We start from the raw sequence: 17,773 nt of genomic DNA on the forward strand, positions 1-17,773 counted from the left end.
AGCATGAGGAGAATCATGCTCAGCGCCGCCTTCGCCGCGGCCGTGCGTGCTGCCGCCAAACTTGACATCGCCGACGCGATCGGCGACGTCCCCGTCGACGTCGGCCGGCTTGCCGGCACCCTGCGGGTCGACCAGGACGCCCTCGAGCGGCTGCTCCGCGCGCTCGCCGCGAACGGCGTCTTCACCGTGGACGAGCACGGACGCTACGGGCACACCGCGACCTCCCGGCTGCTCCGGACGGACGCCCCGCGAACCATCAAATACAACGTGCTGTGGAGTACCGAGCCGTGGACCTGGGAGCTCTGGCCGAAGCTTGACGAGGCCGTGCGGACCGGGCGCAACGTCTTCGCCGAGACGCACGGGAAGGACTTCTTCGCGTACCTGCACGCCGAAGCGCCCGAGTCCGCCGAGGTCTTCGACCGGGCGATGACCCAGTCGAGCCGGCTCTCGGCCGGGTCGCTCGCCAACGAGATCGATCTCGGCGGCGCCGCCACGGTGATCGACATCGCCGGTGGCCAGGGGCTCGTCCTGGCCACGCTGCTGGAACGTCATCCAGCGTTGCGGGGGGTCCTGTTCGACCTTCCGGAGGTGGTCGCCGACGCCGACAGCCGCCTGCGCGAGGGTGGCTCGCTGGCCGGCCGGGCCCGGCTGCTGCCCGGCGACTGCCGCGTGGACATCGGGGTCCGGGCGGACGTGTACCTGCTCAAGAACATCCTCGAATGGGACGACGAGAGCACGCTCAGCACCTTGCGCAACGTGGTCGCGGCCGCGGCGCCCGGCGCTCGGGTCCTGATCGTGGAGAACCTGGTGGACGCCAGCCCTGAGCTGCCGTTCACGACCGCGATGGACCTGCTCCTCATGCTCAACGTGGGCGGGCGCAAACACACGAGGGACGGGCTGGTGGGACTGGTCGAACGGGCCGGCCTCACGGTCCGCGACGTCCGTCCGGTCAACTCCTACCTGCATCTCATCGAGAGCACGGTGTGAACCTCAGCCGACGGCGCCCTGTCGCGGTGCTGCTGCCCGGTCAGGGCGCGCAGCACCGCGGCATGGGCGTCGGCCTGTACCACGCCGATCGGACGTTCACCGCGGCCGTGGACGAGTTCTTCGATCACCTGGGGACCGAGGGCGGGCTGCTGCGCGACGACTGGCTGGCCGGCTCACCGCGGGTTCCGATCGATGACGCATCCCGCGCGCAGCCGCTTTTGTTCGCGCTCGGATACGCCCTGGGCCGGGCCCTGACCGCCCACGGCGCTCAACCTGTGGTGCTGCTGGGGCACAGCGTCGGCGAGCTCGCGGCGGCGGCTCTGGCCGGCGTCTTCGACCTGGCCGATGCGGCCCAGATCATGACGGCCCGCACCCGCGCCCTGGCCGAAGCGCCACCCGGCGGGATGATCGCCGTGGGCGCCACCCCGGAGGAACTGGCGCCCTATGTGGGCGGTGACGTCGCGGTCGCCGCAGTGAACGCGCCCCGCAACACCGTGCTGGCCGGCCCGGCCCCGGCGCTGGCGCGTACCGTGGACGCCCTGCGCGGCGCCGGCATCGCGCACCGCCCGGTGCCGGCGTTGCAGCCCTACCACTGCCCCGCGGTCACGCCGGCGGCCGAACTCTTCACCGCTGGTTTCGCCGGCGTGCGACTCAAGCCGCCGGCCACGCCGATCCTCTCGACCAGGACGGCGATGCCGGTGAGCCCACGCGAGGCCACCGACCCGTCGTTCTGGGGCCGGCAGCTGGATCATCCGGTGCTCTTCTGGCCGGCCCTGGACCGCCTCCTGCGCGACGGCGAGTTCACCGTCGTGGAGGCTGGTCCCGGCCAGACCCTGTCCACCCTCGCGCGGCGCCACCCCGCCGTACGCCGGGGCCTGAGCGAGGTCGTGCCGTCACTGCCGGCCCGCGCGGGCGACGACCGGAGCACTTGGCGGGCCGCCCTCGACCGGCTGACCGGTCCCGGGCCGGCGACCGGGCCGCCGGGCACCGGTGTTCTTCCGACGCGTCTCGAGCCGACCGGCGGAGCATGCCGCAGACCGGACCAGTAGAGGGGAAGGCGAGATGGACGTAGCCGACGACAAGGTATCCGACGCCGCCACGATCAGGCGGCTGAGCACCGCCTACGCGCGGGCGAAGGTGTTGCACAGCGCGGTCGAACTGGGTGTTTTCGAGCTGCTCGAGCAGGCCCCGGCGGACCTGGTGGAGATCCGCGGACGGCTGGGGCTGCACGACCGGATGAGCACCGATTTCCTCAACGCGCTGGTGGCGTCGGGACTGCTGGAACGCGACGGCGAGCGGTACGGCAACTCGGCCGCCGCGAGCGAGTTCCTCGTGCCCGGCGGCGCGTTGTACCTCGGCGACCGGGTGCGGACGAACAGTGCCCGGCACTACGCGGCCTGGGGCGGCCTCACCCAGGCGCTCCGCGACGGCGGGCTCGGCAAACCAGACGGGGTCTTCGCGCGCTTGTACGCCGACCGGGACCGGGCGCGCGGGTTCCTGGCCCACATGGACGCGAACAACGCACTGGTCGCTCCGCAACTCGCCGAGTACGTGGACTGGTCCGGGTACACGAGCTTCATCGACGTGGGCGGAGCCCGGGGCAACGTGGCGGCGCAGCTGGCCGGGGCCCACCCGCATCTGCGGGCCGGGGTCTTCGAGCTGCCGCAGGTCGAGCCACTCTTCGACGAGCTGATGGCGGAGCTCGGCACCACCGGCACGGTCACGTTCCACGCCGGTGATTTCTTCGCCGATCCATTGCCGGCGACCGACGTGCTGATCTTCGGCCATGTCCTGCACGACTGGGCCGTCGAGGAACGGCAGGAGCTGCTGCGCCGCGCCTACGACGCGTTGCGGCCCGGCGGCGCGGTGGTCGTCTACGACCAGATGCTCGACGACGAGGTGCCCGACCTCGCGAGCCTGCTCGGCAGCCTCAACGTCGCCCTGATGACCCCGGGCGGATCCGAGTACACCGCGGCGGACTGCCGGGCCTGGGCGGAGAAGGCGGGCCTGCGGACGACGCAGGTCACCAAGCTGCCGCACGGCAACGACACCGTTCTGGTCGCCCGGCGGGAGGGCGGCGATGACGATGGCTGAGGCAGGCAGCGGGATCACCGCCCAGGAACTGCTGGAGACGCTTCAGGCGTACAAGCGCACCAGCCTGCTGAAGGCGGCGATCGAGCTCAAGCTCTTCGACGCGCTGGCCGGCGGACCACGCAGTGCCGAGCAGCTGGCGACGGAACTCGGAACCCCGCAGCGCGCCACCAGGATCCTGCTCGGTGCGCTGGCCGCCACGGGTCTGCTGGACTCCGACGGAGTGAAGTTCGTGCTCCCGGCCGGCGCGGAACGCCTCCTGGTCAGCACCAGCGACCAGTACCGTGGCGGCGCGGTCCGGCTGCTCGCCGGCGACCTGGAATGGGACACCATGCGCGACCTGGCGAGCATCGTGCGGCACGACGGCACGCTGCTTGCGGACGGCGCGGACGTACCGGCGTTCCCCTACTGGACCGACTTCGCCCAGGAGACCACGTTCGTGGCCCGGGCGGCGGCGCAGACGTTCATCGCCGCCGTCAAGCCGTGGGCGGGTGCGCGGACCGACCTGCGGATCCTCGACGTCGGTTGCGGACACGCGCTGCCCAGCCTGCTGCTGGCGCAGACCCTGCCGGGTGCCGAGGTCTGTCTGCTCGACAGCCCGCCGGTGCTGGCTCACGCCCGCGCGAACGCCGACCGGCTGGGCGTCGCCGGCCGGGTCCACTACCTCGCCGGTGACGCCTTCACCACGCCCGCCGGCGACCTCGCCCGGCACGGGCCGTACGACATCGTGCTGCTGGCAAACCTGCTCCCGTTGTTCTCCGCGGCTCGTGGCGTCGAGCTGCTGCGCCGGCTGGCACCCCTCCTGCGGCCGGAGGGTCGCCTGGCCGTCGTCGGGTTCACCGTGGGCGACCGGCAACCGGCCGAGGAGCACGGCGCGCACATGTTGTCCCTGCTGATGCTCGCGTGGACCGCGGGCGGCGAGACCCACGCGGTGCACACGTACCGGGAGATGCTCACCGCGGCCGGATTCGGGCCCCCTGAAGTGCACCCCGTCGGCGCACTACCCCTGCACGTCCTCATCTCCGCTCACCATCGCAAAGGAGACGACCAGTGAAATACGCTGCCGTCGGCAGAAGCGGGCTCATGGTCAGCCGAGTGGCTTTCGGCAACGCACTCACCCACGGCGAACAGGTCGATGACGACAGCGCCCGGGCGTGTGTGGAGCTCGCCCTCGATCACGGGATCACCACCTTCGACACCGCCGACCTGTACGCGGACGGGCACGCCGAGGAACTGCTCGGAGGTTTCCTGGCCGCGCACCGCCGCGACGAGGTGGTGATCTGCACCAAGGTGGGCCGGTCGAAACGGCCGGATCCGAACGCCGGGCGCCTGTCCCGCAAACACATCATGGACTCCATCGACGGGTCGCTGCGCCGCCTCGGCACCGACTACGTCGACCTGTACCAGGCACACCGCTGGGACGAGGCCACCCCGCTCGAAGAGACCATGACCTCCTTCGCCGACCTCATCCGGGCGGGGAAGATCCGCTACCTGGGAGTGTCGGAGTGGTCGGCCCCGCAGATCCGGCAGGCCGCCGCCCTGGCCGCCGAGCTGCGCCTGCCGCTGATCGCCAATCAGCCGCAGTACTCGTTGCTCTGGCGCGTCATCGAGGCGGAGGTCGTCCCGGCGTGTGACGACCTGGGCATCGGTCAGATCGTCTGGTCGCCGCTGGCCGGTGGGGTGCTGACCGGCAAGTACCGGCCCGGCGTCCCGGTGCCGCCGGACAGCCGGGCGGCGACCGGATCCGGTGCCCGGTCCATCGGCCGGTGGCTCTACCTCGATGACGCGGTGCTCACCGCTGTCGCCGGGCTGCTGCCGCTGGCCGAGGAGGCGGGGCTGACCCTGGCCCAGCTCGCACTGGCCTGGGTTCTCGACAATCCGTCCGTCGGCGCCGCGGTACTGGGTGCGTCCCGGCCCGCGCAGCTCGCCGAGAACCTGGCCGCCGTCGACATCACCCTCGATCCGGAACTGCGGAAGCGGGTCGACGAGGTGGTGGCCCCGGTGGTGCGCGACGACCCGGCACTGACCGCCGATCCGCTCGGTCCGGCCCAGCGGCTCGGCGCGGGGCCTCGGCCGTGACGGCCACCGCCTTCACCGTACGGGAGATCGCCTACCTCACGACCCAGCCGATCGGGCGGCTGGCGACGGTCGGGGCGCACGGGCAACCGCACAACGTACCGGTCGGGGTGCACTACAACGCCGAGCTGGACACCATCGACATCGGTGGCATGAACCTGCCCGCCAGCCGCAAGTACCGGGACGTCCTGGTCAACGAGCGGGTGTCGTTCGTGGTGGACGACGTCGTGTCGACCGATCCGTGGGAGGCCCGCGGCATCGAGATCCGCGGGCGCGCGTCGGTGTGCGGAGGTGGTCGGCGGCTGCACTTCCCCGGGGACGAGCTGATCAGGGTGTCTCCGCTCCGGATCATCTCGTGGGGCATCGAGGACCACTGGTCGGCCGGTTTCCACGCGCGCGACGTGACGGCGCACGTCGGCGCGACCGCACACGGAAAGGACGAGAATGATGGCTGAACTGATCCACGAGATCACCGCACCGGTGGGTGCCCGGGTCCTCTTCGATCTGGTGGGTGATGTCGAGTCCGCGCCGCGGTACTTCCCCACCCACCTGCACGCCGAGATCCTCGACACCGACGGGGAACGTGACCTGGTCGAGCGCTGGGTGATCGACGACGGCAAGGTACGCAGCTGGCAGTTCTGGCGGCAGCGCGGCGACGGCCCGCTGCGTATCGTCTTCGAACACCATGAGCCCAGGCCGCCATTGAGCCGGATGCGGGGCGACTGGACCTTTCTGCCGCAGGGCGACGCGACCCTGATGCGGGTGAGCCATTCCTTCGAGCTGGTCTCCGGCGATCCGGCCGACGCCAAGCGCATGGCCGAGGGCCTCGACCGGAAGATCCCGCATCAGCTCGCGGATCTGAGCCGGCTGGGCCAGAGTCTCGGCGAGCTGCGTGAACGGACCGTCACCGACACCCGGACGGCCCTGGTGCGCGGCAGCCGGGATGACGTCTACCGCCGGGTCCTCGCGGGCGAGACGAACGATGCCGGCGCATGGGCGCGCGCCCTGGTGCCGCCCCGCAAGGTGGTCTTCAAGCGGCTGGGCACCATGCCCGGCGTCCATTCGCTGACCGGGGACTTCGTCATCTCCGAGACCGCTGACGGCGTGCGGGTCACGGCCCGGCAGACGGTGACAACCGCACCTGGCGCCGAGCCGTATTCCGCCGTCCGCCTGGCGTCGGAGCTCACCTCCGCGCTGGCCGAGCTCGAGGACTGACACCGTACGGCCGCACGGCCCGGTGCCGACTTCCGGCACCGGGCCGTCGCGTTCGCGTCAACGCTTGATGGTGCCGTACCGGCGTACCGCGAGCGGGACGAAGACGATCAGCAGGAGCACCGACCACAACAGCGTGGCGGTGATGGGGTGCGCGATCGGCCAGGAGAGCTCGCCGTGCACCGGATCCTGCGCGTTGCCGAACAGATGCCGGGAGGCGGTCACGGCGGCGCTGACCGGGTTCCACTCGGCGACCGCCCGCAGCCACGGTGTCATCCGCTCGGTGGGCACGAACGCGTTCGAGATCATCGTGATGGGGAACATCAGCGGCACCAGCTTGTCGGCCGTCTCCTCGCGCACCGACAGGCCGAGCAGGACACCGCCCCAGCTGATCGCGTAGCGCAGGAACACCAGCAGCCCGAAGGCGGCCAGGGTGCGTGTGAGGCCCAGGTGCGACCGCCAGCCGACGGCGAGCCCGCACAGGACCATCATGCTCATCGTGATCAGGCCGGTGAAGATGTCCGCGCCGGTCTGGCCGAACGGCACGGCGAGGCGCGCCATCGGCATCGACCGGAACCTGTCGGTGACCCCCTTGGCGGCGTCCCCGGCGACGGCCACGGACGTGGTCATGACGCCCGCCAGGGTGGTCATCACGTACAGGCCCGGCATGAGGAACTCGCGGTAGTCGCTGCCGGGCACGGAGATGGCGCTGCCGAAGACGTACCCGAACAGCAGCACCATCGCCGCCGGGAAGATCAGCTCACCGATGAGCTCGCTCGGCGTACGCCACAGCCGCATGAGGTGCCGGCCGACCACCGTGAAGCCGTCCGCCAGGGCCCAGCGGGCCTTGCCCAGCCGGGTGGTCGGCGGCGCCGGTGGCGTCACGGTCATGGTCATGGTCATGGGACTACCTCCATGTCACGGGCGTCGGCCGGACCGGCCTGGGCGGAACGGTCGGTGAGGCGCAGGAAGACGTCATCCAGGCTCGGGCGGCCGAGCGAGACGTCCTCGGCCTCCACGTCGGCCTGGTCCAGCGCGCGCACGATCTCCGTCAGCGTCAGCGTTCCCGAGCCGATCGGCAGGGTGACCTTGCGAGCGGCCTCGTCGATGGCCGCCTCGGTGCCGATCATGGCGGACAGCAGACTCGCCGTCCGGCTCAGCGCGGCCGGGTCGGTGACGACGACGTCGAGCCGGTTGCCGATCAGCGCCTTGAGCTCGGTGGGTGTCCCGGAGGCGATCACCCTTCCGGTGTCCACCACGGCGATGCGGGCGGCCAGCCGATCCGCCTCCTCCAGGTACTGCGTGGTGAGCAGGACGGTCGCCCCCAGACCGGCCACCTCCCGCACCGCCTGCCAGATGTCGGCCCGGCTGCGCGGGTCGAGGCCGGTGGTGGGCTCGTCGAGGAAGAGCACCGGAGGGACCACGATGAGGCTGGTGATCAGGTCCAGCCGGCGGCGCATACCACCGGAGTACGTCGCCACCAGACGATTGGCGGCGTGCTGGAGTTCGTAGCGTTCGAGCAGGTCGTCGGCGCGCGCCCGGGCCGCCTTGGCGCTCAGGTGGTAGAGCCGGCCGAACATCCGCAGGTTGTCCCGGCCGGTCAGGCGCTCGTCGAGCGCCGCGTACTGGCCGGCCAGGCCGATCTTGTAGCGCACCTGGGCGGCTTCGGTGGCCACGTCGAGACCCGCGACCCGGGCGTGACCGCGGTCGGGCTTCGCCAGTGTCGTGAGGATGCGCACGAGAGTGGTCTTGCCGGCGCCGTTCGGGCCGAGCAGCCCGTACACGGAGCCGGCGGGGATGGTCAGATCCAGGCCGCTGAGGGCATGGGTCTCCCCGTACCACTTGTGCAGTCCCTCGGCGACGATCATCGGATCGTCGGCTCGGAGATCCATCGTTGCTCCTTCTGCCGCCGGCCGTTCGCACCGGAACTAGTCCGTCTAGTCTCGCCCTAGACTAGACCGACCAGTTCCGTCTAGCAACCCGCCCGACTGGGTATCGTGAACCCATGGACGGGAAAGACCCCAGCACGGACACAGCCTCACGCCGCTCGCCGGCGAAACACCAGGCGATCCTCTCGGCGGCGATCGCCGTGTTCCTGCGCGACGGCTACTCGCGGACCAGTGTGGACACGATCGCCGCCGCGGCAGGCGTCGGGAAGCAGACCGTCTACGGTCACTTCGGCAACAAGGAACAGCTCTTCCTCCAGGCGGTCGAGGCTGCCCGCCGCTCCGGCCGGCCCCAACCGGCGGCCGACCGTCCCGACCTCGTCAGCGCCGACCAGGACGCGCTCAGCGCCCTCACCACGGTCGCCGAGCACCTGCTGCGTGCGGTCCTGGAGCCCAACGTCGCGGCGCTGCACCGCCTGACGATCGCCGAGATCGCCCACCACCCCGAGCTGCAACAGGGATGGCGCGACGGTGAGGGCTCCCAGGAGACCGTCGCCACCATCGCGGCCTTCCTGGCCGATCTGGACCGCCGGCAGGAGCTGGTCGTGCCCTCCCCCGAGCGCGCCGCCCGCCAGTTCGTCCACCTGGTCGCCACCGAGGGGCGGGTGCGCTCCCTGCACGGGACGCGCACGCTGTCGGCCGCGGAGTGCAAGACCATCGCACACGAAGCAGCCGACCTGATCGTGCGGGCGCACCGGCCGGTGCGCCCACGGTCCGAAGCGCCCCTCGCCGGCTAGGCCGGCACCGCCGGGTGCGTTCTAGGAGCCCATCCCGGCGTCCCTGGCCACGATCGCGGCCTGGGCGCGATTGTCACAGCCCAGCTTGACCAGGATCCGGGAGACATAGCCCTTCACCGTCGCCTCGGTGAGGAACAACCGCGCGGCGATGGCGGCATTCGGCAACCCGTCGCCCAGCAGAGTCAGCACCTGCTCCTCCCGCTCGGTCAGCCCGCGGACCAGGGCCGTCCGGTCGGCGTCGGCCGTCTGCCGGGCCTGCGCCGAGGACAGCAGGCCCTGGGTCGCCACCGGCGACAGCACGGTGTGACCGCGCACCGCGATCCTGACCAGGTGGACCAGGTCCTGCGGTGGTGTCGTCTTCAGCAGGAAGCCGGCCGCACCGGCACGCAACGCCTGGATCACATAGTGGTCGGCGTCGAACGTCGTGAGGACGACGACCACCGGCGGCTCGCGCATGGCACTGATCCGCTCGATCGCGGCGAGCCCGTCCATGCCGGGCATGCGCAGGTCCATCAGCACGATGTCCGGCCGGTGGCGGATCACCGCCTCGACCGCCGCGGCGCCGTCGTAGACCTGATCCACCACCTCGATGTCGTCCTGCGCCTCGAGAAGCATGCGAAGGTGGGCACAGACCATCGGGTCGTCGTCGACCACGAGGACGCGGGTGGACTGCCGGCTCACCACGTCGGTGCGGTCTCACCGGTCAGCAGATGGGCCGGGAGCAGCGCATCCACGTGGAAACCGCGGTCCCTCGGGCCCGCGCTGAACGTGCCGCCGAGCAGCTCGACGCGCTGGCGCAGACCCAGCAGCCCGGTGCCCGAACCCGCCTCGACCAGGGCGCTGTCGCAGGAATGGCTCGGCTCGGCATTGGACACGCTCACGTGCACATCCTGGGTGGTGTAGGACAGTCGGACCTGAACCGGGGCACCGGGCGCGTGTTTGCGGACATTGGTCAGCGCCTCCTGCACCACACGGTAGACAGCCCGCCCCACGACCGGGGACGCCCGCGTCGGATCCCCCTCCTGGATGAGCTCGATCGGCACACCCACCGATTCGGACTCGGCGAGCAGCGGCTCCAACGGCGGCGCGGGCGCCTGCTCGGGTTGTGCGGCGACCGGCTCGCCCGCGGACGGCGACGCCATGCGCAGGAGGCCGACGAGATCCCGCAACTCGGCCAGCGCCAGGCAACCGGTCTCCCGCAGATCCTCCGCCCCGGCGCGCACGTGTTCCTCCCGCGCCGTGAGACTCAGCGTCCCGGCTTGCAGAACCATCAGGCTGACCCGGTGTGTGACCACGTTGTGCATCTCGGCCGCCAACCGGGTGCGCTCGTCGGCGCGGGCCTGCCGCTCGCGCAGCACCTGCTCGCGCTCCACGCGTTCGGCCCGCTCGACCAAACTCTGGATGAGCCGCCGCCGGGCACTGACGTACATACCCAGCAACGCCGGCCCGGCGATCAGCACCAGGCCCTGGGTGATGTGCTCGGACGGCCCCGCCCACGGCCGGGTCGCGAGGAGAAGCAGGAGGATCGCGGGCGGCCAGGCTGCCATCCGGCGCCCGGCGTAGACCACCAGCGCGTACACGACGAACGGGGTGAACGGCGGCACCCACGGCAGGAAGCTCGGGCTGAGGTTCGGCGGGATGAGCACGCCCGGCGAGACCAGCTCCGCGACGAGCACCGCCGCGACCACCGCGACGTTGAGCCAGGCCAGCGCCACCGGTACACGTCGGCGCAGCAGCAGGGAGAGGGAGAGCGCCGAGAGCATCACGACGGTCAGCCCGCCGTACGGCCGCAGGATCGGCTCGGGAAGGGACATCATCACCGACCCGATGACGATCGACGCCAGCACACTCAGCACATCGGAGATCGTCTTCCGCCGCGACGCACCGATCGCGTCCATCACAGCTCCACCCTAGGGGCTCCGCCGCAGGGCGACCAGCCGTCCGGGGCGCCGGCGGGGCCGCCGACCCGGAACCACGACGAAAGTCGCCCCGGCCACGGCGAGGTACCTACTTTCGTAGGCTCCGCTGACCACTTTCTCGGCTGTCGACGCCCCGGCGCGCTCCGGTGGGATGACTCCAGCACTCCCGTGCGGAACCTCCCCCGGTACCGAACCCGGAAAGCGAGATCTGCGATGTTCACCCGAATCGGTCGGATGGTCGTCCACCATCCGTGGCGCGTGATGATCTGCTGGGTGCTCGCGACCATCGCGATCGTCGCATGGGCCCCGAAACTGACGACCACCAGCAGCAACGCCGACTTCCTGCCGCGCCACTACGAATCCGTCAAGGCGATCGAGCTGCAGGACCGGGCGTTTCCCGACGTCTTCAACCCGTCGGCGATCGCGGTGGTGCAGCGCTCCGACGGCGCGCCGCTCACCGAGGCCGATTCGACCGCAGTCTCCGGGGTGGCGACCCGGTTGCAACAGTTGAAGCTGCCGCAGGTCGAGCAGGTCGTCGGAGCGCCGCCGTCGCCTCATCAACGGGTGCAGACCATCCTGGTGCAGATGCCCGACGACAACGGGTCCAACACAGATGCGCTGAACGACGCGTACAAGAAGCTCCGAACCCAGACGCGGGACCTGCTGCGACCGGCGGGGCTCGACGTCCGGTTCACCGGGTCGATCCCGTCCGCCTCCGATCAGGAGGACTCGTCGAGCACGGCGGACGCGATCGTCACGCTGACCACCATCGGCCTGATCCTGATCTTCCTGCTGCTCGTCTTCCGGAGCCCGATCGTCGCGTTCCTCCCCGTCGTCCTCATTCTGCTCGTCTCGACGGTGGCCGACGGTCTGATCAACTGGGCAGTACGCGCCCTGGACCTGACCACCGACCCGACGTTGAGTCAGTTACGCATCATCGTGCTGTTCGGCATCGGTACCGACTACATCCTGTTCCTGTTGTTCCGGCATCGCGAGGGGTTGCGCAACGGCCTCGATCCCCGAGAGGCCGCGATCCATGCGGTCGGCCGGGCAGGCGAAGCCGTGGCCTCCGCCGCTGCCGTGGTGTTGTTCGCCCTCCTCGCGCTCTCCCTGTCCTCCCTCACCCTGTTCCGGGCCATGGGGCCGTCGCTCGCCATCGCGGTCACAGTCACGCTCCTGGCCAGCCTGACTCTGGTGCCGGCGATCATCGGCCTTCTGGGTACCAAGATCTTCTGGCCGAGCCGGGCCTGGCAGCACGAGCCGAAGGGACGCACCTTCAGCCGCCTCGGTGCGGCCCTGGGCCGGCGTCCCGCAGTGTTCGCTGCCGTCGCCGGGCTGGCACTGGTCGCTCTGGCCATCCCCGCGGTCAATTACCGGCCGGCGTTCGACCTGGCAACCGGTTCGCTGCCCGCCGACACCGAGTCGAGGCAGGGACTCGAACGCCTGGAGAGCGATCTGCCACCAGGTGCGACCAGCCCCACCGACGTCTACGTGCACAGCGGTTCCGGCACCCCGCTGACCGAGGCCCAGCTCACCGGCTTCCAGGAGAAGCTCGCGAGCATCGACGGCGTCGGCGAGGTGGAGCCGGCGGAGCTCAACGCCGACAAGTCCGCGGCCCACTTCTCGGTCACCCTCGGCTGGGATCCGTCGTCCCAGAAGGCGGTCGAGGCGGTCCAGGGTCCGCTGCGCCGGGCCGTGCACGCGGCCGCGCCACCGGGCACGGAGGTCCTGGTCGGCGGGGCCACCGCGATCTACGCCGACCTCGACACGGCGATGAAACGGGATTACCGCATCGTCTTCCCCGTCGCGGCGCTGATCATCATGCTCATCCTGGGACTGCTCCTGCGCAGCCTGGTGGCCCCCTGGTTCCTGATGGTGTCGGTGGCGCTGGGATTCGGCGCGACGCTGGGTGCCACCGTCCTGGTCTTCCAGCAGGTACGCAGCGACCAGGGGTTGTTCTTCATCGTGCCCATGATCATGTACATGTTCGTCGTGGCCGTCGGCACGGACTACAACATCCTGATGATCTCCCGGCTTCGGGAGGAGACCGAAAACGGCCTCTCCCCCCGGGCGGCGGCAGCCGAGGCACTACGCCGCAGCGGGCCCACCATCGCGGCTGCCGGCATCATCCTGGGCGGCTCGTTCGCGGTGCTCATGCTGGCCGGCAACGACATCCTGGCGGGCATCGGATTCGCGCTGGCATTCGGCATGTTCCTGTCCGCCTTCGTGATGGCCATGTTCTTCACCCCGGCCATCACAGCGCTCGCCGGCCGAGCCGCCTGGTGGCCACGAGGAGTCAAGCCCCGAGGGCCGGCTCTCCCGGAGGACGGCGACGACCGCCGCTCGCCGGCCCCGCCACCGGAACTGGCCCGGGAAAGACAGGTGTGAACAAACTCCTGTCGCGCCGGTGATGCCCCGCCCCGCTTTGTCCTCCCCCGACGACAGAGCGGGGCGGCCCCGTCCGCCTCGCGCCGCTGATGGCCGGGGCGGGAAGCACACGATGCCCCGGTTTCGTCCTGATACCGCCGGAAGGGCGACTCCCGCGCCGATCATGATCGCCTCCGCGTTCACCGGATACGCCGCCCGCACGGCCGATCACTCATGCCCGCTCGCAGACCGCCGATCAGGACCCGGACGGTTGACGAGACAGGAGTTCGACCATGCGCGGTTGGCTGCCGACCGGCGGCGGCTTGCGCGACGAGGACTGGGCTCGTCGCCACCGGCTGTTGACCATGCTGCTCGCCTCGACCGTGCCCGGCCTGACCGTGTTCGGCGCGGCCCGGGGCGGGCTGGACGCGGACTGGCTGGTGTCCGTCCTGCTGATCCTGCCGTGCGTCGTCGGCGCGGTCCTGCTGCCCGCGCGCCGGCTGCCCTCGATCTCGGTCGCGACCGGCTTCACCGTCGCCTGCGCCGGTTTCGTCGCCATGTCCGACGGGCTCACCGAGTCGCACTTCAGCTTCTTCATCGCCGTGGCCGCGCTGGCGTTGTACCGCGACTGGGCGCCGTTCGGCGCCTTTTTGGTCGGCACCACCCTGCACCACGCCGTCTTCGGCACGATTGTCAGCGAGCACACGTACGACCACCGCAGCGCCGAGTTGCACCCGTTCGCCTGGGCGCTGCTGCACGGGCTCGCGGTGCTGCTGGCGGCGGCGTTCCAGGTGGTCGCCTGGGGCCTGACCGAGGCCGAGGAGCGGCGGGCCGAGGACAACCTGGCCGAGAGCCGGGCACAGCTCAGCGTCGCCTTCGACGAGACGCCGGTACCGATGGCGATGCTCGCGCCCGACGGGCGGCTGCTGCGCACCAACTCGGCGTACCGGTCCTGGCTGGGGCTGCCGGCGGAGCTGCCGCCGGGCTTCGGGGTGGCGGATCTGCCGATGACCGCGGTGGATCCCGCCGAGGCCGGGGTCTTCGAGGCGCTGGTGCGGGCGACGGATCCCGTGACGTTCACGACGGCGTACCGGCGGCACGACGACGGTTCCGTCATGCACGTGGAGGTGCACAGCAACGGGCTGCGCGACCGCCACGGCAAGCTCCGGCTGATCTTCGTGCACTGCATGGACGTCACCCGGCAGCAGGAGCACGAGGCCGCGCTGCGCCGCCAGGTACGCCAGGACTCCCTGACCGGGCTGCTGTCCCGGGCCGCCTTCGAGGTCGACCTGCTGGCCATGCTCAGCGCCGACGCCGCCCCCGCCTCGGTGCTCTACCTCGACGTGGACCGCTTCAAGACGATCAACGACGGGTCCGGGCACTCGGCCGGCGACGACGTGCTGCGCGCCCTGGCCGACCGGGTGACGCGGACGGTGCCGGCCGGCTCCCTGGTGGCCCGGCTGGGCGGTGACGAGTTCGTGGTGGCGCTGCCCGGTCCGCAGGAGACCGGCGTACGCGTGGGCCGGGCCGTACTGGCCGCACTGGCCGAGCCGCTCCCGGTCGCCGGCGCCCGGCTGCAGATCGCGCTGAGCATCGGCCTGGCCGTCGCGCACGGGCCGCGCCAGGCCGAGCAGGCCGAGCTGGCCGCCGACACCGCGATGTACGCGGCCAAGCGGGCCGGCGGCAACCGCCTCGAGCTGTTCAACGACGACATGCGGGTGGCGGTGCAGCAGCGCATCACCGCCGAGTCCCGCCTGCGGCAGGCTCTGGACGGCCGGCGCGAGGCGACTCTACCGGTGTGGTTCCAGCCGATCGTGTCGCCCTCCACCGGGCTGATCGTCGGCGCCGAGGCGCTGGTGCGGATGTGGACCACCGAGGGTGAGCTGCTCGCCCCCGGGCACTTCATCGCCGCCGCCGAGGAGACCGGACTGGTCATCCCGCTCGGCGAGCACGTGCTGGCCCAGGCCCTGCGCCACCTGCACCGGTGGGGCGACGACCTGGGCTACGTGTCGGTCAACGTGAGCCCGCGGCAGCTGTCCGAGCCCGGCTTCGTGCCGATGCTGGCCGGCCTGCTCGCCGCGAGCGGCCTGGACGACCCGGCGCGGCTGGTACTGGAGATCACCGAGACGGCCCTGCTGTCCAACTCCGTGGACCTGCAGGACCGGCTGCACGCGCTCAAGGCGCTGGGCGTACGGATCGCCCTGGACGACTTCGGCACCGGCTACAGCTCACTGACCTGGCTGCAGTCCGTGCCGGCGGACATCGTCAAGCTGGACCGCTCATTCGTGGCCGGACTGGCCGGCGACCCGCGCAAGGCGTCGATCATCTCGGCCGTGCTGTGGCTGGCCCGGTCGCTGGGCATGTCCGTGGTCGCCGAGGGCGTGGAGGACCTCGCGGACTGGGACGCGCTGCGCACGGCCGACTGCCCGGCGATCCAGGGCTACTACTTCAGCCGGCCGCTCACCCCGGACGACATGCACGCCATGCTGGTCCGGCCCCGCGCGCTCAGTCTCGAGGCGGCGTAGCCGAGGGTCACGCTGCCCGCCGGCAGCGGTGAGGCATGATCGACACATGCTGCCCGTGGAGTTCGGACTGGACACGTTCGGCGACGTCACCGTCGGCCCGGACGGCGAACCGCTGCCGTATGCGCAGGTCATCCGCAACGTCGTCGAGCAGGCGGTGCTGGCCGACGAGGTCGGGGTGGACGCGTTCGGGCTCGGCGAACACCACCGTGACGACTTCGCGGTGTCGGCCCCGGAGATCGTGCTGGCGGCCATCGCCGCCCGCACCCGGCGCATCCGCCTCGGCACCGCGGTCACGGTGCTCAGCTCCGACGACCCGGTCCGTGTCTACGAACGGTTCGCCACCCTCGACGCGGTGTCGAACGGCCGGGCCGAGATCACCCTGGGCCGCGGCTCGTTCACCGAGTCGTTCCCGCTGTTCGGCTACGACCTGAACGACTACGACCGGCTCTTCGCCGAGAAGGCCGGCCTGATGGCCGAACTGCTCCGCGAGGAACCGGTGACCTGGGCCGGCACGGTCCGCCCGCCGCTGGACGGCCAGCAGGTCTACCCGAAGACAGCAGCCGGGCGGATCCCCACCTGGGTCGGCGTCGGCGGCAGCCCGGAATCGGTGGTCCGCGCCGCCCGGTACGGCTTCCCGCTGGTCCTGGCCATCATCGGCGGCGACCCGGCCCGCTTCGCACCGTACGTCGAGCTGTACCACCGGGCGCTCGACCAGTACGAACGCGAGCCGCTGCCGATCGCCGTGCACGCGCCGGGCTTCATCGCGGCCACCGACGAGGAGGCGGTCGAGACGCTGTGGCCGCACGCCCGGGCGTCGATCACCCGGATCGGGGCCGAGCGGGGGTGGCCGCCGCTGACCCGGGAACGCTTCGAGGCGGACATCGCCGAGGGGGCCTGGCACGTCGGCTCACCGGAGACCGTGGCGCGCAAGATCGCCCGGACGGTGGGTGTGCTGGAGGTGCAGCGGTTCGACCTGAAGTACTCGGCCGGGACGCTGCCGCACGAGGACATGATGACGGCGATCCACCTCTACGGGACCGAGGTCATTCCCCGGGTGCGGGAGCTGCTGGAGAACGAGGTCTGACCGGGGTGCCCGGGTCCGTTCAGGGCTTCCGGCCGATCGCGGCGACCACCGCCATGTCGCCCGGGTCGCCGTCGCCCTGCGGCCCGGCCGGCCATTCGTGCACCCAGACCAGTCCGGGCGGCACCAGCTCCGTGTCACCGAAGAACCGCATGATCTGCGACCGGCTGCGGCCCGTCGCCGTCGACACGTCCGTCCGGCGGTACAGGTCGGCGACCCCGTCCACTGCCGCGTCGGCCGGGGTCTCCGAGACTCCGTGCGAGATGGCCACGTACGACCCCGGTGGCAGGCCGGCGAGCAGCCGCTCGACCGCCGGATAAGCGTCGTCGTCCGGCACGAAGTGCAGCATGGCGACCAGCAGCAGCCCGATCGGCTGCTCCAGGTCGAGCAGCCGGCGCACGCTCGGGTGGTCGAGGATCGCCTCGGGGAACCGCATGTCGGCCTGCACCGCGGCGGCGAACCGGTTGTCGCGCAGGATCTCGCCCGCGTGCGCGACCGCGACCGGGTCGATGTCGATGTAGACCACCCGGGCGTCCTCGACGCGGCGCTGGGCGATCTCGTGCACGTTGCCGACCGTCGGGATGCCGCTGCCGATGTCGAGGAACTGCCGCACGCCGGCGTCGAGCATGAACTGCACGGCCCGGTTGAGGAACGCGCGGTTGGCCCGGGCCATCTCGCCCGCCGCGGGGATCATCGCCAGCAGCCGCTTGGCCGCCTCACGGTCGGCGGCGAAGTTGTGGCTGCCGCCGAGCAGGGCGTCGTAGATCCGGGCGCTGCTGGGCCGGCTGGAATAGTCCGCGTCCGCGTTCCCCATGCCGAGGAACCCTACTCC

Annotated in this window: 16 protein-coding genes; 11 read left to right on the forward strand and 5 right to left on the reverse strand. The window is 71.3% G+C overall.

Going from position 1 to position 17,773, the window contains the following annotated elements; translation table 11 throughout:
* The first annotated feature begins 3 nt into the window (after positions 1-3).
* From ACWEOZ_RS04900 to ACWEOZ_RS04930, 7 genes are read left to right on the forward strand one after another with little or no spacing between them, the layout of a single operon-like run.
* Complete coding sequence (locus ACWEOZ_RS04900; protein ID WP_451909439.1) at positions 4-987, forward strand: methyltransferase; 984 nt, start codon at positions 4-6, stop codon at positions 985-987.
* Complete coding sequence (locus ACWEOZ_RS04905; protein WP_451909440.1) at positions 984-2,036, forward strand: acyltransferase domain-containing protein; 1,053 nt, start codon at positions 984-986, stop codon at positions 2,034-2,036. The genes ACWEOZ_RS04900 and ACWEOZ_RS04905 overlap by 4 nt, the downstream gene beginning before the upstream one ends.
* Positions 2,037-2,049: 13 nt before the next feature.
* Entirely contained in the window at positions 2,050-3,081 is a 1,032-nt protein-coding gene (locus ACWEOZ_RS04910; protein WP_451909441.1) for a methyltransferase, read from the forward strand.
* The gene (locus ACWEOZ_RS04915) at positions 3,068-4,132 is read left to right on the forward strand and encodes a methyltransferase family protein (protein ID WP_451909442.1); all 1,065 of its coding nucleotides are present in this window, start codon (positions 3,068-3,070) and stop codon (positions 4,130-4,132) included. Before ACWEOZ_RS04910 ends, ACWEOZ_RS04915 begins: the two co-directional genes overlap by 14 nt.
* Positions 4,129-5,157: an aldo/keto reductase family protein gene (locus ACWEOZ_RS04920; RefSeq protein ID WP_451909443.1), complete on the forward strand. Its 1,029-nt coding sequence runs from the start codon at positions 4,129-4,131 to the stop codon at positions 5,155-5,157. The genes ACWEOZ_RS04915 and ACWEOZ_RS04920 overlap by 4 nt, the downstream gene beginning before the upstream one ends.
* Positions 5,154-5,609: a PPOX class F420-dependent oxidoreductase gene (locus ACWEOZ_RS04925; protein WP_451909444.1), complete on the forward strand. Its 456-nt coding sequence runs from the start codon at positions 5,154-5,156 to the stop codon at positions 5,607-5,609. The genes ACWEOZ_RS04920 and ACWEOZ_RS04925 overlap by 4 nt, the downstream gene beginning before the upstream one ends.
* Positions 5,602-6,369 carry an SRPBCC family protein gene (locus ACWEOZ_RS04930; protein ID WP_451909445.1) on the forward strand — a complete coding sequence of 256 codons (768 nt, stop codon included), beginning with the start codon at positions 5,602-5,604 and terminating at the stop codon, positions 6,367-6,369. The genes ACWEOZ_RS04925 and ACWEOZ_RS04930 overlap by 8 nt, the downstream gene beginning before the upstream one ends.
* A 57-nt stretch (positions 6,370-6,426) precedes the next feature.
* Here ACWEOZ_RS04930 and ACWEOZ_RS04935 read toward each other — a convergent pair whose 3' ends face one another.
* Complete coding sequence (locus ACWEOZ_RS04935; protein WP_451909446.1) at positions 6,427-7,269, reverse strand: ABC transporter permease; 843 nt, start codon at positions 7,267-7,269, stop codon at positions 6,427-6,429.
* A complete protein-coding gene (locus ACWEOZ_RS04940; RefSeq protein WP_451909447.1) occupies positions 7,266-8,258 on the reverse strand; it encodes an ATP-binding cassette domain-containing protein in 993 nt (330 codons plus the stop codon). The genes ACWEOZ_RS04935 and ACWEOZ_RS04940 overlap by 4 nt, the downstream gene beginning before the upstream one ends.
* A gap of 113 nt (positions 8,259-8,371) precedes the next feature.
* On the opposite strand from ACWEOZ_RS04940, the gene ACWEOZ_RS04945 reads away from it, so the two are divergent.
* Positions 8,372-9,049, forward strand: a complete 678-nt coding sequence (locus ACWEOZ_RS04945) for a TetR/AcrR family transcriptional regulator (RefSeq protein ID WP_451909448.1) — start codon at positions 8,372-8,374, stop codon at positions 9,047-9,049.
* A gap of 21 nt (positions 9,050-9,070) precedes the next feature.
* On the opposite strand, the gene ACWEOZ_RS04950 is transcribed toward ACWEOZ_RS04945, so the two are convergent.
* Positions 9,071-9,733, reverse strand: coding sequence for a response regulator (locus ACWEOZ_RS04950; RefSeq protein ID WP_451909449.1), 663 nt, complete (start codon positions 9,731-9,733; stop codon positions 9,071-9,073).
* Positions 9,727-10,947 carry a sensor histidine kinase gene (locus ACWEOZ_RS04955; protein ID WP_451909450.1) on the reverse strand — a complete coding sequence of 407 codons (1,221 nt, stop codon included), beginning with the start codon at positions 10,945-10,947 and terminating at the stop codon, positions 9,727-9,729. The genes ACWEOZ_RS04950 and ACWEOZ_RS04955 overlap by 7 nt, the downstream gene beginning before the upstream one ends.
* A gap of 294 nt (positions 10,948-11,241) precedes the next feature.
* On the opposite strand from ACWEOZ_RS04955, the gene ACWEOZ_RS04960 reads away from it, so the two are divergent.
* From ACWEOZ_RS04960 to ACWEOZ_RS04970, 3 genes are all read left to right on the forward strand, one after another.
* A complete protein-coding gene (locus ACWEOZ_RS04960; RefSeq protein ID WP_451909451.1) occupies positions 11,242-13,356 on the forward strand; it encodes an MMPL family transporter in 2,115 nt (704 codons plus the stop codon).
* A 272-nt stretch (positions 13,357-13,628) separates the two neighbouring features.
* Positions 13,629-15,860: a putative bifunctional diguanylate cyclase/phosphodiesterase gene (locus ACWEOZ_RS04965; RefSeq protein ID WP_451909452.1), complete on the forward strand. Its 2,232-nt coding sequence runs from the start codon at positions 13,629-13,631 to the stop codon at positions 15,858-15,860.
* A gap of 46 nt (positions 15,861-15,906) precedes the next feature.
* Positions 15,907-16,944, forward strand: a complete 1,038-nt coding sequence (locus ACWEOZ_RS04970) for an LLM class flavin-dependent oxidoreductase (protein WP_451909453.1) — start codon at positions 15,907-15,909, stop codon at positions 16,942-16,944.
* A 19-nt stretch (positions 16,945-16,963) separates the two neighbouring features.
* Here ACWEOZ_RS04970 and ACWEOZ_RS04975 read toward each other — a convergent pair whose 3' ends face one another.
* On the reverse strand, positions 16,964-17,755 hold the full coding sequence (locus tag ACWEOZ_RS04975) for an SAM-dependent methyltransferase (protein ID WP_451909454.1): 792 nt from the start codon (positions 17,753-17,755) through the stop codon (positions 16,964-16,966).
* Between the last annotated feature and the right edge of the window lie 18 nt (positions 17,756-17,773).

Source organism: Actinoplanes sp. NPDC004185 (genome assembly GCF_053603475.1).

Excerpts from the sequence above, each read along its gene's own strand:
- ACWEOZ_RS04900 (WP_451909439.1), top strand. The coding sequence starts at position 4 with ATGAGGAGAATCATGCTCAGCGCCGCCTTCGCCGCGGCCGTGCGTGCT.
- ACWEOZ_RS04910 (WP_451909441.1), top strand. The coding sequence starts at position 2,050 with ATGGACGTAGCCGACGACAAGGTATCCGACGCCGCCACGATCAGGCGG.
- ACWEOZ_RS04915 (WP_451909442.1), top strand. The coding sequence starts at position 3,068 with ATGACGATGGCTGAGGCAGGCAGCGGGATCACCGCCCAGGAACTGCTG.
- ACWEOZ_RS04930 (WP_451909445.1), top strand. The coding sequence starts at position 5,602 with ATGGCTGAACTGATCCACGAGATCACCGCACCGGTGGGTGCCCGGGTC.
- ACWEOZ_RS04935 (WP_451909446.1), bottom strand. The coding sequence starts at position 7,269 with ATGACCATGACCATGACCGTGACGCCACCGGCGCCGCCGACCACCCGG.
- ACWEOZ_RS04940 (WP_451909447.1), bottom strand. The coding sequence starts at position 8,258 with ATGGATCTCCGAGCCGACGATCCGATGATCGTCGCCGAGGGACTGCAC.
- ACWEOZ_RS04945 (WP_451909448.1), top strand. The coding sequence starts at position 8,372 with ATGGACGGGAAAGACCCCAGCACGGACACAGCCTCACGCCGCTCGCCG.
- ACWEOZ_RS04955 (WP_451909450.1), bottom strand. The coding sequence starts at position 10,947 with ATGGACGCGATCGGTGCGTCGCGGCGGAAGACGATCTCCGATGTGCTG.
- ACWEOZ_RS04965 (WP_451909452.1), top strand. The coding sequence starts at position 13,629 with ATGCGCGGTTGGCTGCCGACCGGCGGCGGCTTGCGCGACGAGGACTGG.
- ACWEOZ_RS04970 (WP_451909453.1), top strand. The coding sequence starts at position 15,907 with ATGCTGCCCGTGGAGTTCGGACTGGACACGTTCGGCGACGTCACCGTC.
- ACWEOZ_RS04975 (WP_451909454.1), bottom strand. The coding sequence starts at position 17,755 with ATGGGGAACGCGGACGCGGACTATTCCAGCCGGCCCAGCAGCGCCCGG.